The sequence below is a fragment of the Ruegeria sp. AF7 genome (assembly GCF_056541885.1).
Genome location: NZ_JBQFYX010000003.1, coordinates 263976 through 278964, shown reverse-complemented (window position 1 = coordinate 278964; position 14989 = coordinate 263976). Strand labels below are relative to the sequence as shown.

11 protein-coding genes are annotated in these 14989 nt (G+C 60.0%); 7 read left to right on the top strand and 4 right to left on the bottom strand.

The window, feature by feature from the left end; genetic code table 11:
• Positions 1-44 precede the first annotated feature (44 nt).
• Both ACR0AP_RS09770 and polA read left to right on the top strand, forming a co-directional pair.
• Positions 45-515 carry a hypothetical protein gene (locus tag ACR0AP_RS09770; protein ID WP_209505199.1) on the top strand — a complete coding sequence of 157 codons (471 nt, stop codon included), beginning with the start codon at positions 45-47 and terminating at the stop codon, positions 513-515.
• 70 nt (positions 516-585) lie between these two features.
• Positions 586-3384 (top strand): DNA polymerase I, encoded by a 2799-nt coding sequence (gene polA, locus ACR0AP_RS09765; RefSeq protein WP_480506579.1) that lies wholly within the window; start codon positions 586-588, stop codon positions 3382-3384.
• 43 nt (positions 3385-3427) lie between these two features.
• Here the strand turns inward: polA and ACR0AP_RS09760 are convergent, their stop codons facing one another.
• On the bottom strand, positions 3428-3658 hold the full coding sequence (locus tag ACR0AP_RS09760) for a DUF2798 domain-containing protein (RefSeq protein WP_209505197.1): 231 nt from the start codon (positions 3656-3658) through the stop codon (positions 3428-3430).
• 53 nt (positions 3659-3711) lie between these two features.
• The gene (locus tag ACR0AP_RS09755) at positions 3712-4476 is read right to left on the bottom strand and encodes a hydroxypyruvate isomerase family protein (RefSeq protein ID WP_480506578.1); all 765 of its coding nucleotides are present in this window, start codon (positions 4474-4476) and stop codon (positions 3712-3714) included.
• A 172-nt stretch (positions 4477-4648) separates the two neighbouring features.
• Here ACR0AP_RS09755 and ACR0AP_RS09750 point away from each other — a divergent pair, with 172 nt between their 5' ends.
• Positions 4649-5599 (top strand): DMT family transporter, encoded by a 951-nt coding sequence (locus ACR0AP_RS09750; protein WP_480506577.1) that lies wholly within the window; start codon positions 4649-4651, stop codon positions 5597-5599.
• Here the strand turns inward: ACR0AP_RS09750 and ACR0AP_RS09745 are convergent.
• Positions 5582-6157 (bottom strand): DUF1285 domain-containing protein, encoded by a 576-nt coding sequence (locus ACR0AP_RS09745; RefSeq protein WP_480506576.1) that lies wholly within the window; start codon positions 6155-6157, stop codon positions 5582-5584. The genes ACR0AP_RS09750 and ACR0AP_RS09745 overlap by 18 nt on opposite strands.
• A 64-nt stretch (positions 6158-6221) precedes the next feature.
• Between ACR0AP_RS09745 and ACR0AP_RS09740 the strand changes: the two genes are divergently transcribed.
• Genes ACR0AP_RS09740 through ACR0AP_RS09725 form a run of 4 tightly spaced genes read left to right on the top strand, consistent with a single transcriptional unit; the run spans position 6222 to position 12899 of the window.
• Complete coding sequence (locus tag ACR0AP_RS09740) at positions 6222-7229, top strand: AAA family ATPase (protein WP_480506574.1); 1008 nt, start codon at positions 6222-6224, stop codon at positions 7227-7229.
• Complete coding sequence (locus tag ACR0AP_RS09735; protein ID WP_209598490.1) at positions 7226-8101, top strand: DUF58 domain-containing protein; 876 nt, start codon at positions 7226-7228, stop codon at positions 8099-8101. The genes ACR0AP_RS09740 and ACR0AP_RS09735 overlap by 4 nt, the downstream gene beginning before the upstream one ends.
• Complete coding sequence (locus ACR0AP_RS09730; RefSeq protein WP_480506573.1) at positions 8098-10860, top strand: DUF4159 domain-containing protein; 2763 nt, start codon at positions 8098-8100, stop codon at positions 10858-10860. Before ACR0AP_RS09735 ends, ACR0AP_RS09730 begins: the two co-directional genes overlap by 4 nt.
• On the top strand, positions 10857-12899 hold the full coding sequence (locus ACR0AP_RS09725; RefSeq protein ID WP_480506572.1) for a hypothetical protein: 2043 nt from the start codon (positions 10857-10859) through the stop codon (positions 12897-12899). The genes ACR0AP_RS09730 and ACR0AP_RS09725 overlap by 4 nt, the downstream gene beginning before the upstream one ends.
• 20 nt (positions 12900-12919) lie before the next feature.
• Here ACR0AP_RS09725 and pbpC read toward each other — a convergent pair whose 3' ends face one another.
• Complete coding sequence (pbpC, locus tag ACR0AP_RS09720) at positions 12920-14977, bottom strand: penicillin-binding protein 1C (RefSeq protein ID WP_480506571.1); 2058 nt, start codon at positions 14975-14977, stop codon at positions 12920-12922.
• Between the last annotated feature and the right edge of the window lie 12 nt (positions 14978-14989).

The following is a 14989-nucleotide window of genomic DNA, read 5'->3' as shown; positions in this document are numbered from 1 at the left end:
GTTTTTTATGGTAATGCACGTGGCAAGCAACGTAGGCGCGCGTGATGAGCGATATTACATCCAATGATTCCGCCAACCCGATTTTTGGTTGGGTTGGCTTTTGCATAGCGTCTTTGGCATTGTTTGCTGCCTTGTTTGTCTTCTGGGCTGGTCCATTTGCCCCAAACCAGTCCTCGGGCGTGTCTCTGGGTGAACTGGCAGCTGAAATCGGCAAATCTACTCTGCGCGCGGCCGCAGGGATGGAGCAGCCTGAGCCCGTTGCCCGCGCGCGCGATCTGGATGATTTCCTGCAGATCGGTGTTGCCATGCTAGGTGGGCTGGCGGTTATTCTGTCGGTTGTTGGCATCCTGCGTCACGAAAGGCGGCGCCCTGCCATTGCTGGGATTGCTGTTGGCATCGGCGCAATTTTGTTCCAGTTCTTTGCCTTCGCGTTTTTTGCCTTCCTCGGTGTGTTGATCATTATGGCGCTGCTGAACAGTTTCTCGGACGTTTTCAGCGGCCTCTTCGGCGGTTAGTCCAAGTTCAAGACTGGTCACCCGCGCGACCCTGTGGCAGAACCATTCCTGACCGATAGGGAGCGCGCGCATGAGCATTTTCGGAAAAGGGTGTCACCTGCATCTGATCGACGGATCGGCCTTTATTTTCAGGGCCTATCACGCGTTGCCACCGCTGACTCGCAAGTCGGATGGTCTGCCAATTGGGGCTGTTTCGGGCTTTTGCAACATGCTGCAGAAATATGTCGAGGGAAACACCGGGCCAGATGCGCCGACCCATGTGGCGGTGATCTTTGACAAAGGCTCGCATACCTTCCGCAATGACCTTTACGACCTCTACAAGGCCAACCGCGAGGCGATGCCCGAGGATCTGCGCCCACAGATGCCGCTGACCCGCGAGGCGACAAAAGCGTTCAACATCGCCTGCAAGGAGATGGAGGGCTATGAGGCTGACGACATTATCGCGACCCTCGCTGTTCAGGCGCGAGATGCGGGTGGCCGTGTGACCATCGTGAGTTCCGACAAGGACTTGATGCAGTTGGTCGGGGACGGCGTCGAAATGCTGGATGCGATGAAGAACAAACGCATTGACCGGGATGGCGTGGTCGAGAAGTTCGGGGTTGGACCGGAACGTGTGGTCGATGTTCAGGCGTTGGCAGGTGATAGCGTCGACAATGTTCCTGGCGCGCCGGGGATCGGGGTCAAGACGGCGGCTTTGCTGATCAACGAATTCGGCGACCTGGAGACCCTGCTGGACCGGGCGGATGAGATCAAGCAGCCCAAACGCCGCCAGACCCTGATCGAAATGCGAGACCAGATCGAGCTTTCGAAGAAATTGGTTCAACTGGATGAGAATACTCCGCTGGATTTCACCTTGGACGACCTTGAGGTGAGGGACCCCGATGCAGACACGCTGTTGGCGTTTCTAGCGGAGATGGAGTTCCGTACCCTCACCAAGCGCATCGCTGACAAGCTGGGGGTTGAGGCTCCGGTGATTGCCGACGCGCCTGCGCCAGCGGCGGCAGAGGTCGAGGCCGAGGTGATCCCGTTTGACAGTTCGAAATACGAATGCGTAAGTGATGCAGCGGCCCTGCAAAAGTGGATTGACCAGGCCTATGAGCGTGGTTGGGTGGCTGTAGACACAGAGACCACGGGCCTGAACGAGATGATTGCCGGTCTGGTGGGTATTTCGCTGTGCGTCGAGGCCGGAGAAGCCTGTTACATCCCGTTGACCCACCGCGATGGATCAGCGGACGATCTGTTTGGATCGGATGCTTTGGCCGATGGGCAGATGCAATTGGATGAAGCCCTGATGCTTTTGAAACCGATGCTCGAGGATCCGTCGGTCCTCAAGATCGGGCAGAACATGAAATATGATGCCAAGATCTTCAGGCGACACGGCATCGACGTGGCACCCATCGACGATACGATGCTGATGTCCTACGCCATGCATGGCGGTGAACATGGGCATGGGATGGACACCCTGTCCGAGCGTTATCTGAGCCACACACCAATCCCGATCAAACCACTGCTGGGGTCGGGAAAATCGGCAATCACCTTCGACAAGGTTGCGATTGACGAGGCCACGGCCTATGCAGCTGAAGATGCGGACATCACCCTGCGTTTGTGGCAGCTGTTCAAACCGCAATTGCACCGGGCACAGGTGACCACCGTCTATGAGACGCTGGAACGGCCGCTGGTCCCGGTACTGGCCGGGATGGAGATGTATGGAATCAAGGTCGACCGCGATGTCCTGAGCCGGATGTCCAACGCATTTGCCCAGAAAATGGCCGGTTTAGAGGCTGAAATTCACGAGTTGGCCGGGGGAAGCTTTAATGTCGGATCGCCCGCTCAGCTGGGCGAAATCCTGTTCGACAAGATGGGTCTGGAAGGTGGCAAGAAAGGCAAGACCGGCAAATACTCGACCGGCGCTGATATTCTGGAAGACCTCGCAACCGAGCATGAACTGCCGCGCCGTGTGCTGGACTGGCGGCAGCTGAGCAAGCTGAAATCGACCTATACCGACGCGCTACAGACCCATATCAACCCCGACACAGGCCGGGTACACACATCTTATTCGATCACCGGAGCGAACACGGGGCGTCTGGCTTCGACCGATCCCAACCTGCAAAACATTCCGGTGCGGACAGAAGAAGGGCGGCGTATTCGTGAGGCTTTCATCGCCGAGCCGGGCAATGTCTTGGTAAGTCTCGACTACAGCCAGATTGAGTTGCGCATTCTGGCCCATATTGCTGATATTTCGGCTCTGAAACAGGCGTTTTCTGACGGTTTGGATATTCACGCCATGACCGCGTCCGAGATGTTCGACGTGCCGTTGGATGAGATGACACCTGATATCCGCCGTCAGGCAAAGGCAATCAACTTCGGCGTGATCTACGGCATCTCGGGCTTTGGTCTGGCCCGGAACCTGCGTATTCCACGGGCCGAGGCACAGAGCTTTATTGATCGTTATTTCGAACGATTCCCAGGCATTCGCCGCTATATGGACGACACAGTCGAATTCGCGAAAGAGCACGGCTATGTGCAAACCCTGTTCGGGCGCAAGATTCACACGCCCGAGATCAATGCCAAAGGGCCACATGCAGGGTTCTCGCGCCGCGCGGCGATCAATGCGCCAATTCAAGGTACTGCGGCGGATGTGATCCGGCGCGCGATGGTGCGAATGCCGGACGCGATCGCCGGATTGCCTGCCAGGATGCTGTTGCAGGTTCACGACGAGTTGCTGTTCGAAGTGGCCGAAGACGCGGTGGATCAGGTGGTTGACGTGGCCCGTGACGTGATGGAGGGCGCCTCGGATCCTGCGGTCAAGCTGGATGTGAAGCTGGTCGTGGATGCCGGAAAGGGGGCGAACTGGGCCGAGGCGCACTAACGGTGTTGTTCATCAGTCCTCGGCGGTCTGTCTTTGCAGCGGGTTAGCCCTGCGGCCCGACCATGCGGTTCACCATTCGTTGCACAGATGGGCCAAACAGCAGGATTACGGTGAAGGCGATGGGCCAACAAAAAGCCCAGGACGCCATCCAATCGCCAACTGTGCCGGGGTTAAACCCGATTGCTTTGACCGTCGCAATCCCCGTTACAATCAAGGACATGAGGCCGGACATGATCAGGCTGAAAACGGCACGGGCATAGCGGGCTGGTATCATGGCAGGCATCCTAGTGGTCGCAATGCCCCTGATGTGCGGTATTTAAATGAAAATTACCAGTGCAAGTCCCGCATCCAGTCAAGTGTGTCGCAGGTGCGTTGAGTTGAGGGTGTGTATTCCGCGCTAACCCAGCCGCCATAACCTGCCGCGTCCATGGCCGAGAACAAGCCTTTGAAATCCGTTGGGCCACGACCCGGTTCCATGCGATCCGGGGCTGCGCCGATTTGGGCATGGACCACCTGCGGATGAAAGCGATCCCAGACAGCCAGCGCGTCGCCATGGATCATATGGGCGTGAAAGCTGTCATATTGCAGGCCGACATTCGGGCGATCCACCTGGTTGAGCACGTCTGCTGCCAGATCATAATCGTTCAAAAAATACCCGGGCTGTGAAACCGGGTTGAGCGGTTCGATGGTGAACTGCTGCTGTGGGGCGAAATCGGCAGCCCATTGCAGGTTTTGCACAAAACAATTCAATGCATCTGGCCCGGTGGCATATCCGGACATGATGTGGATCAGGCCGGGGCGAAGCACCCCTGCATATCGCAGGACACGGCGAATGTCCGACTGGAACCGTGATTGACCATCGGGGATCGCTGCGTAACCCGGCGCACCGCCGGTGTAGTTGGGCGGTGGCGCATTGATCAACACAAGCTCCAACCCGTTGGCAATCAAGGCGCGGCGGGTTTCCGTCGCGGCGATGTCGTAAGGAAACAAAACCTCGATCGCGGTAAACCCGGCATCTGCCGCCGCCTGAAACCGATCCAGGTAAGGCATTTCCGTAAACAGAAGCGAAAGGTTGGCAGCAAATCTGGGCATGAGCGGTCAGTGGTTGTGGTGATCCGACCATACGCAAGGGATGTTTTTCGGGGAAGGGATCGAAAACGACAGATTGTCGAAAATCGACCAGATCGCCTGCACCGAATCAGCAAAGGTCCGCTCAGCGCGGCGCGTCATTACGGGTGTCGCATTAACAAAAGGTCCGAATCCAATGGCGATGAGCCCGGAACCCGTACGCGGGGCAACTACCGTTTTGTCTGGTGGCCAAAATCCAGCGCTGTCAGGGAATGGGTTGGCCGTTGCCTCCATGATCACCTGGGCAGCGGGTTTCCCCGCGGCAGAGGTGTTGCTGCAAACCTGGCCCCCTGTTGCATTGCTGACTGCGCGCCTGGTGTTGGCGGTTGCCGTTTTGATACCGGTCTGGGTTCTGCTGGACGGTCCCAGCAGAGTGTTACGCGCCAGATGGGGCCGGGCGATGGTTGTCGGCGGCTTTGGTTTTGGCTTTGCCATGTTTCTGCTGATCGTCGCGCAGAAAATGACGGATCCGGTGACGGTCGCGATCATTGCATCCTGCGCGCCTTTGCTTGCAACGGTACTGGAGCTGATGGCAGGAACCCGACGGCTGAAGTGGACCTTTGCGTTGGGTGTTCTGGTGTCGGTTCTGGGTGGGCTGATTGCAACCAGCACCGCCGCGCCCGAACAGCTGGGGCTGGGCGCGGTTCTGGCGATCCTTGCAACGGGCCTGTTTTGCTGGGGTAGCATGGCCACTGCGCGCGACTTCCCCGAACTCAGTCAGATCGGGCGCTGTACGATTACTTTCGTCGGTGGGTTGCTCATGGCCGCAGTGCTGAGTTTTGGGGCGGCCCAGCTGGGCATGGATGTGCTGCCAACCGCCGCCATTGATGGGCAGCAATGGGGGATGCTTGGGATCTATGCCTTGATATCACTGGGGCTCAGCCAAGTGTTGTTCATCTCGGCCGTGGGAAAGCTGGGCGTGGCGCTGGCTTCGTTTCACATCAATATCGCCCCGTTTTACGTGATGCTGATCATGCTGATGCTGGGGGAGGACTGGAACTGGACCCGTGCGCTGGGCGCGGGCGTGGTTGCTTTGGCCGTCGTGCTGGCCCAGGATCGCGCTCCACGGTCAGCCAAGATCGGCTGAAGGGATCAGCGGGAAGAATTGCCCACCTGACCAGACACCGAACCAGCCCTCATGGTGGCCGCCAATCTCGACAAGGCGATAGAAACTTTTGCGATCTATGCGCGCTTCGAGGTTCGTGCGGATCAGTATGTAGGGTGACGGTTCTTCTGTTTCAGGATCGATTACAATCCGGATCGGATGCGTGGGCCCTGCAACAGCGATGTCGTCCACTTGTGTGCGAAAGGTCAGGTCTTGCGTCTGACCTTCGCCGGTTTGCTCGAAATCCACGGCGATGAACGGCGCGTCCTCGACAGTGATTCCCACCTTTTCAACCGGCGTGACCAGATAGTATTTCCCGTCTTCTTTCTTAAGAATTGAGGAAAAAAGCTTCACAAGCTCGAACCGATTGATGGGCGAGCCTAAATAACTCCATGTACCATCTTTTGCGACACGGATGTCCAGATCGCCACAAAACGGAGGATTCCACAGGTGAACGGGCGGTAAACCCCGGGTTTTGGCGGCTTTTACCGATGCGGCCAATCCGTCGGGCGAGGGTTTCACAGGTTTTTGTCCGCTCATTGCTTTTGCCATTTCCTCTCAGCGCGATACACTTCAATTATATTCGTCCACGGAAGGGAAAGTCATGAACGAACCTGCCGACCTCGTAGCCGAGATCGAAGCGCTGGAAAACAAGCTGCAAGAGGCCAAGGCCTCGATCACCCGCCGCTTCATCGGGCAGGAACGGGTCGTGGACCTGACCCTGGCTGCGCTTTTGTGCGGTGGTCACGCCCTTCTGATCGGTCTGCCGGGCTTGGGCAAGACACGGTTGGTCGAGACGTTGTCGACCGTGATGGGCCTGCATGGCAATCGCATTCAGTTTACGCCCGACCTGATGCCCGCCGATATTCTTGGATCTGAGGTGTTGGATACGGCTGACGATGGCAGCCGCCATTTCCGTTTCATTCCCGGCCCGATCTTCTGTCAGCTGCTGATGGCGGATGAAATCAACCGGGCAAGCCCGCGAACGCAATCTGCGCTGCTGCAGGCGATGCAGGAACGCACCGTTACTGTGGCCGGTGAGGACCGTTCCCTTGGTGTACCATTCCATGTTCTGGCCACGCAAAACCCGATCGAACAGGAAGGCACCTATCCGCTGCCCGAAGCGCAGCTGGACCGGTTTCTTGTACAGATCGATGTAGAATACCCCGACCGCCAGACCGAGCGGGATATTCTGCTGGCCACGACCGGGGTTGAGGAAGACGAAGCACATCAGATTTTCAGCAAGGAAGAACTGCTGGCTGCGCAGGTCCTGCTACGTCGGATGCCGGTCGGGGACTCGGTTGTTGAACTGATCCTTGATCTGGTGCGGGCCTTCCGCCCAGAAGAAGCGGGTGTATCCGAACGGGTTGCTGAAACCGTCGCGTGGGGTCCTGGGCCACGCGCTGCACAGGCGCTGATGATGACGGTTCGGGCACGTGCGATGTTGCAGGGACGTCTGGCACCCAATGCCGAGGATGTGCTGGATATGGCGCGCCCGGTGCTCAGCCACCGGATGGCGCTCAACTTTGCGGCACGGGCACGCGGCGACAGTCTGGCTGACCTGATCGACTCGACCGCTGTCGGGTTGATCCGGACCGAGGCGGCAGCGTGAATGCCGCGTTGACCCTTCGCGAAAGATCCGAGGCCGAAGCATCGCGGCTGCCGCCCCTTTTGGCGCGGGCCGAGCATCTGGCAGGCACCGTTCTGCTGGGAGACCATGGTCGGCGGCGCTCTGGCATGGGGGATGATTTCTGGCAATACCGCCCCGCGCAGATCGGGGACAGCCGCCGGATGATCGACCACCGCCGCTCGGCGCGTGGAGATCAGCAATATGTGCGGGAACGCGAATGGCAGATCGCGCAATCCGTGATGCTATGGGTCGATCAGGGCGCGTCGATGCGGTTTGCGTCCGACAAGACACTGCCGACCAAAGCGGACCGAGCCCGGCTTTTGGGGCTGGCAACGTCAATCCTGCTGGTCCGCGGCGGTGAACGCGTTGGCCTGACCGGCACGACATTGCCGCCCCGGCGCGGCAATGCGCAGATCATCCGGCTGGCGCAAGCCTGGTCCGAGGATGATCAAACGGATTACGCGCCACCCGAACATCGCGCCATGATCCCGCATGCCCGTGCCGTATTCATTTCGGATTTTCTTGGTCCAATGGATGAAGTTGAACTGGCCCTGACCAAAGCGGCCGACCGTGGTGTTCGCGGCGTAATCCTTCAGGTGCTGGACCCAGGAGAAGAGACATTTCCTTATCGTGGGCGTACGATTTTCGAAAGCGTTGGAGGGTCCGTCCGGCACGAAACGCTCAAGGCGGCAGAGCTGCGGGACCGCTATCTGCAACGCCTCGCCCACCGCAAGGATGCGCTGACGCAGCTTTGCCGGGCGACTGGCTGGCAAATGGGCCTGCATCACACGGGCGATAGCGCACAAGCGGCTCTGTTATGGCTTTATCGGGCCTTGGACGGGGGAACGCGATGACGGTTCTGGCGGGCATCGGCTTTACCGCTCCATGGGTTCTGCTGGGTCTTCTGACCCTGCCGATCCTTTGGCTGATCCTGCGCGCGGTGCCGCCAGCGCCGATCCGCCGGATGTTCCCTGCGGTGACGCTGCTGCTGGGCCTAAAGGATGATGAAAGCGTTTCGGACCGCACGCCGTGGTGGCTGTTGCTGCTGCGGATGCTGGCAGCTGCGGCGGTGATCATAGGTCTGGCCGGTCCGGTTCTGAACCCGTCGCGGGATGAGATCGGGTCCGGGCCGCTGCTGATGGTGCTGGACGCCAGTTGGGCAGGCGCGACCCGATGGCCCGCCACGCTGGATCAGATCGATGCGCAACTGACCGAGGCTGGTCGCGCGGGGCGCACAGTGGCTATCCTGCGCCTGACCGAACCAGAAACACCCGTTTTTCAGGCGGCCGAGGCATGGCGAGGGCATTTGCCGGGATTGATGCCCAACCCATGGCAGCCGACCGAACCTCAGATCGCACAGACCATTGCGGCACTAAATTCAATTGATGGCGGGTTTGATACCCATTGGTTCAGTGACCGGCTGGATTACGCGGATCATGCGGCGCTGGTCTCCAGCTTGCAGGCTCGTGGCGATGTGGTGGTTTATCAGGCGGCGTCCCGGCCCATGGCGATCCTGCCTGCCGCTTATCAGGACGGGTTGATCCAATTGACAGTGCAGCGCGCAGGCCCCGGACCCGAGGAACGTGTGACTGTATTGGCACATGGGCGCGACCCGGCCGGAACGGCGCGTGTGCTACATTCAGTGGAACTGACCCTGGAAGCCGGGAACGCTTCGGCGCAGGTCGATCTGGCGCTGCCATCCGAACTCCGCGCCCGGATCACGCGGTTCGAAATCCAGGGCCAAAGGTCCGCCGGGACCGTGACCTTGACCGATGACAGCCTGCGTCGCCGTGAGGTCGCGCTGATTGCCGGGAGTTTGAACCGCGAAGGTCTGGAGCTGCTGTCACCCCTGCATTATCTGACTCAGGTCCTGAGCCCCACGGCGGATTTCGTCGATGGCGGTCTGACTGAGGTTCTGCCCGCCAATCCGGATGTCATTGTTCTGTCAGATGTGGCCCAGATGTCGGAACCAGAAAAGGCGGACCTGATTGAATGGGTCGAACAGGGCGGTTTGTTGCTGCGCTTTGCCGGCCCGCGTATGGCGGCCAGCGATCTTGGGCGTGACACCGAAGACACCCTGCTGCCTGCGCGGCTGCGCAGCGGTGGGCGATCTGTCGGCGGCGCGATGAGCTGGGGTGAGGCCAAGACCCTGGCACCATTCCCCGAAACCTCGCCTTTCTATGGATTGGACATCCCTGATGACGTGGTCGTTTCCACTCAGGTCATGGCGCAACCAGACCCTAACTTGGCGGATCGTGTGATTGCCTCGCTGTCTGACGGCACGCCTTTGGTGACACGTAAGGCGCTGGGGTTGGGGCAGGTGGTGTTGTTCCATGTGACCGCCGATGCAGAATGGTCCAGCCTGCCACTGTCGGGCCTGTTCGTTGAAATGCTGGATCGGCTGGCCGTGGCCTCGGCCGCAAAATCACGGCAAGAGGCTCAGTTACTGGGAACAACATGGGAGCCCGTACAAATCATGGACGGGTTTGGCACCTTGTCAGATGCCGGAACCCTGGCCGGTGTCGACGGGGTTGAACTGATATCGGGCCAGATCGGGCCGGAACTGCGCCCGGGTCTTTATGAAAGCGGCAAGCAGAAGCTGGCGTTGAACGTCGTCTCAGAAGAAACCCAGCTGCGTCCCGTTGTCTGGCCCGCGAATGTGCCGATCAAAGGGCAGGAGGTCAGTACGGAAACGCCGCTCGGTGGCCTGTTGCTCAGCCTTGCGCTGATTTTGCTGACAGTCGATGTTATTGCATCGCTTGCTTTGTCGGGCAGGTTGGGTCTGGCCCGGACGACGGCCGCTGCGCTGGCTGCCTTTCTGCTAGTACCCGAAGGTCACGCGCAAACGCCTGAGGACACCGAGTTTGCATTGGCTGCGACCCACGAACTGGTATTGGCGCATGTCCTGACTGGCGACGCTCAGGTGGATGATATTGCGCAAGCCGGGTTGCGGGGACTTGGTCAAACCCTGTTCTATCGCACATCGGTCGAACCGGCAGACCCCATTGGTGTTGATCTGGAACGGGATGAACTGGCGTTCTTTCCGTTGCTTTATTGGCCGATCTCAGCAAGCCAGTCGCAACCTTCGGCCGAGGCTTATGTGAAGCTAAACGCCTATCTGCGGTCCGGGGGGATGATCCTGTTTGACACGCGTGACGCGGATATCGCCGGTTTCGGTGCCTCCAGCCCAAATGGCCGCAAACTGCAACAACTGGCCGGACCGCTGAATATACCTGCATTAGAGCCGATTCCGCGCGACCATGTTCTGACACGCACGTTCTACCTGTTACAGGATTTTCCGGGCCGATATTCAGGCACCGAGGTTTGGGTCGAAGCCGCGCCGCTGGATGCAGAACAAATCGACGGGATGCCTTTCCGCAATCTGAACGACAATGTGACGCCGGTGGTCATTGGCGGCAATGACTGGGCCGGTGCCTGGGCGGTGGATCGCAACGGGCAGGCGCTGTTACCCGTCGGGCGCGGTTATGCCGGGGAACGGCAACGCGAGTTGGCCAATCGTTTTGGTGTCAATCTGGTGATGCATGTGCTGACGGGGAACTACAAATCCGATCAGGTTCACGTGCCCGCCCTTCTGGACAGGTTGGGGCAATGACAGGAACCGTGATCTTTGATCCGCTGATCCCGTGGGCGATGCTGCTTGTCGTGGGTATGATTGCCGTGGCCGGGGTCGTGATGGCCTTGTGGCGCGGATTGTCGGGATGGGCCTTGCGTGGGTTGGCGGCGCTGGTGATCATCGCTGCGCTGTCCGGCCCGGTCTATCAGATCGAAGATCGTGCACCGCTGACAGATATCGTTCTGATGTTCGAGGATGAAAGCGCCAGCCAGACGCTTTCAGATCGGGCGGAACAAACAGCAATGGCCGCAGATGACCTAGCCGCAGAGATCGAGGCACGCGACAATACAGAACTGCGCCGTATCCGGGTTGGCGATGGTGAAGGTGATGAGGGCACGCAGATCATGGCAGCCCTGAACGAAGCCCTGGCGGAAGAGCCGCGCGCGCGTATCGCAGGTATCCTCGTGGTGTCAGATGGGATCGTGCATGATGCCGATCAGGCCCCGGATCTGCCCGCGCCGATGCACCTGCTGCAAACCGGGCGGGAAAGCGACTGGGATCGCAGGCTTATTGTCCGAAACGCCCCTGCTTTCGCCATCATTGGTGAATCGGTGACCTTGACCCTGCGCGTCGAAGACAGCGGAGCTGCCCCCGCAGGTGCAACATCTGCGCCGCTGGAAATTTCGGTGGATGGGGGCGAGCCCGAGCAGTTCAGCATTCCAATCGGTCGCGATGTCGAACTGCCCGTCACATTGCCCCATGGCGGGCGCAACGTGATCCAGTTTTCCGTCCCTCAGGCTGAGGGCGAGTTGACCGACCGCAACAACACGGCCCTGATCCAGATGAATGGCGTAAGGGACCGCCTGCGTGTGCTGCTGGTCTCGGGTGAACCGCATCCGGGCGGTCGCACGTGGCGTAACCTGTTGAAATCTGATAGTTCTGTTGATCTGGTGCATTTCACCATCCTGCGCCCGCCCGAGAAACAGGACGGTGTGCCCGTTGACGAGCTGTCGCTGATCGCCTTTCCGACGCGTGAGTTGTTTCTGGAAAAGATCAACGATTTCGACCTGATCATCTTTGACCGCTACAAGCGGCGCGGGATTCTGCCTGCGATCTATCTGGACAATGTCACAAGCTACATCAACGAAGGCGGCGCGGTCCTGGTTGCCGCCGGACCTGATTTCGCCGGTGCCGACAGCATCTTCCGCTCGCCCCTGGCGCCAGTTCTGCCAGCTCAGCCAACCGCGCGGGTGATCGAGGAACGATATGTGCCGATGGTCAGTGATCTGGGGCATCGTCACCCGGTCACGACCAACCTTGGAGAATCCGAGGATTGGGGGGCGTGGTTGCGACAGATCGACGTGAAACATCGCTCGGGCGACGTGCTGATGACCGGGGTCGAGGATCGTCCGCTGCTTGTCCTGAACCGTGTCGGCGAAGGGCGCGTTGCGATGCTTGCGTCTGACCATGCCTGGCTTTGGAGTCGTGGCTTCGAAGGAGGGGGTCCGCAGCTGGAGCTGTTGCGCAGGCTGGCCCATTGGATGATGAAAGAACCGGAACTGGAAGAAGAGGCGTTGTGGGCCGAGGCCAACGGTCAGTCCATGCGCATCATTCGTCAGACGCTCGGGACAGAAGTCGGCCCGGTAACAGTCACCTTGCCGAATGGCGAGACGTTGGAGATTACTTTGAAAGAGGTTTCTCCGGGTCGGTTTGAAGCGCAGTATTACGGCCCCGAGATCGGCCTTTATCGTTTGCAGGAAGGCGACCACATGGCTGTGATCGGCCTTGGCCCTGCTGCACCGAAGGAGTTCGAGCGCACCATCGCGACTGGTGATGTCCTTGAACCGGTGCTGGCCAGGTTGCGGGGCGGTGTGATCCGGTTGGAAGATGGGCTGCCGTCGATCCGCAACGTACGCGCCGGACGCCCCGCCGCCGGTCGGGGTTGGATCGGTCTGACCCCACGCAACGCGTATGAGACGCGGGATGTCACGCAGGCCGGGTTGCTGCCGCCCTGGCTTGTCTTGCTGCTGGCTGGAGGCTTTCTGCTGGGCGGTTGGCTGCGGGAAGGGCGGCGTTAACGCTGGCCCATTGCTGTTCTTTAACGGGAACCGGGCGCGCTCTGGTCGATCCGGAACGAGGCCCGGTCGGATTGACCCTGTGCATCCACCACCACAAGTGAGGTAAATCCGGGTCCGGGATTGGGAATTTCGAATTCTCGCTGCCGTTGCCCGGTCAAGACAGGCACGCCGTTGGTCAGAACGGAAAACGGCCCGACACCACCGCGTAGTTTCACCGTCAGAGGGCTCCCGAAAGTCTCTAACACAGCGTTTTCTGGCGGAAACAACAGATCAGGTGCGGTTTGGTCCGTTTCGAAAGCCGCCGCGCGGGGCCGGAAACGTTGCAACGGTTGTGGCAATTGCGCCGCGCCAACCAACAGTGTTGATGGCGGCGGTGGGCGCAGGGGCGTGAGTTCGGGTTTCAACAGGCCGAAAGCCTCGGTCAGAAGCGGCGCGGCAACGTCCCCTCCGAATGCGCCGGGAACAGGTGTGCCATCCGCGCGTCCCAGCCAGACCCCGATGACATGCTGCCCGTCAAAGCCAATGGCCCAGGCATCGCGGTGCCCATAAGAGGTTCCCGTTTTGAAGGCCAGCGCCCCTGAAGTGCTGCCCGTGGGTGGTGTGATCCCGGATAGAATATCCGCAATCTGCCATGCTGAGGTTTCGGACAAAACACGAGAGGTGAGCCGTGCATCAGCCAAGGCGTCATGGCGCAGAATCGGGCCTTGCCCACCAGCGGCCAGCGTCACGTAGATCTGTACAAGATCATGCAGGCTCAGCCCGACGCCACCCAAGGATATTGCCAATCCGGGTGTACCACTGCTCAGGCGCGGTTCTGATCCTGCTGTCCGCAGTGCCGCCATCACGCGCGCAGGGCTCAGCTCGTGCGTCAGGCGCACGACAGGGATATTCAGCGACAATTGCAGCGCGTCCCGAACCCTTACATCGCCCCGGAAAACGCCATCAAAGTTACGCGGGGCGTAACGCCCGAACATCACCGGGCTGTCGCTGATCAGGGTTTCCGGATGGGCCAGCCCCTGATCGAATGCCAGCCCGTAAACCAGAGGTTTCAGCGTCGATCCGGGCGACCGCACGGCTTGCGTCATATCCACGAACCCTTGTCGCGCATCCCGATACCCGGCTGACCCGACCGAGGCCAAAACCTTGCCGTCGCGATGATCTGCCACGATCAGGGCCCCGGACACGCGCGGCCCTACGCGCGCCGCGGCCCGAGCGACCAAAGTTTCCAACCGGGCTTGCACCCCTGCATCCAGGGTCAGATCAAATACACCGGTTGCACGGGTTTGGCCTTTCACGCGGTCGGTCAGATGGGGTGCAAGGCGCGGAAACGGGATCATTCGATCAGGAATGGTTTCCGTCAGGGCAGCGTGCATTTCAGGCTTGGTCAATACGCCGTGGCGCTCCAACCTGCGCAAAATCCGGTCTCGGGCAATTTGGGCTGCCTCGGGTCTGCGATCCGGGCGTCGTGCCTCCGGGGATTGCGGCAAAGCGACCAGCAGGGCCGCCTGTGCGGCGGTCAAACGGGTTGCTTCTTTGCCGAACCAGGCGCGGGCACCGGCACGGATACCTTCCAGATTGCCGCCATAGGGGGCATGGGTCAGGTAGAGGTTCAGGATCTGTGTCTTGCTCCGCTGCCGTTCCAGCGCCAATGCGACCCTAATCTGGCGAAATTTGCCACTCCAACGCCCGGTCGATCCATCTTCGATCAGCCGCGCGACCTGCATGGTCAGGGTTGACCCGCCTGAAACAGCGCGCCCGCTCCAAAGGCTTTGCCCGGCTGCGCGCAGTAACGCGACAGGGTCCACGCCCGCGTGGGTCCAGAAACGTTTATCTTCGTACCGGATCAGCATAGCGGTGAAATTGGGATCGACCGCGCCGGGCTGCAGCCTCCAGATGCCATCTGCAACCGGAAACACGCGCAGGAGGTCACCGTTACGATCCCGTATCTCGACCGAAGTTTCAGTCAGAACAGGCGGCAGCACTGTGGCGTCGACCCAGCGGTCAACGCCATCCCGCGCCAACGCCGCCAGATAGAGGGCACCGGCCAGCGCAAATAACAGGCGCGGCACCCTAGGCATGAGAGCCGCCCA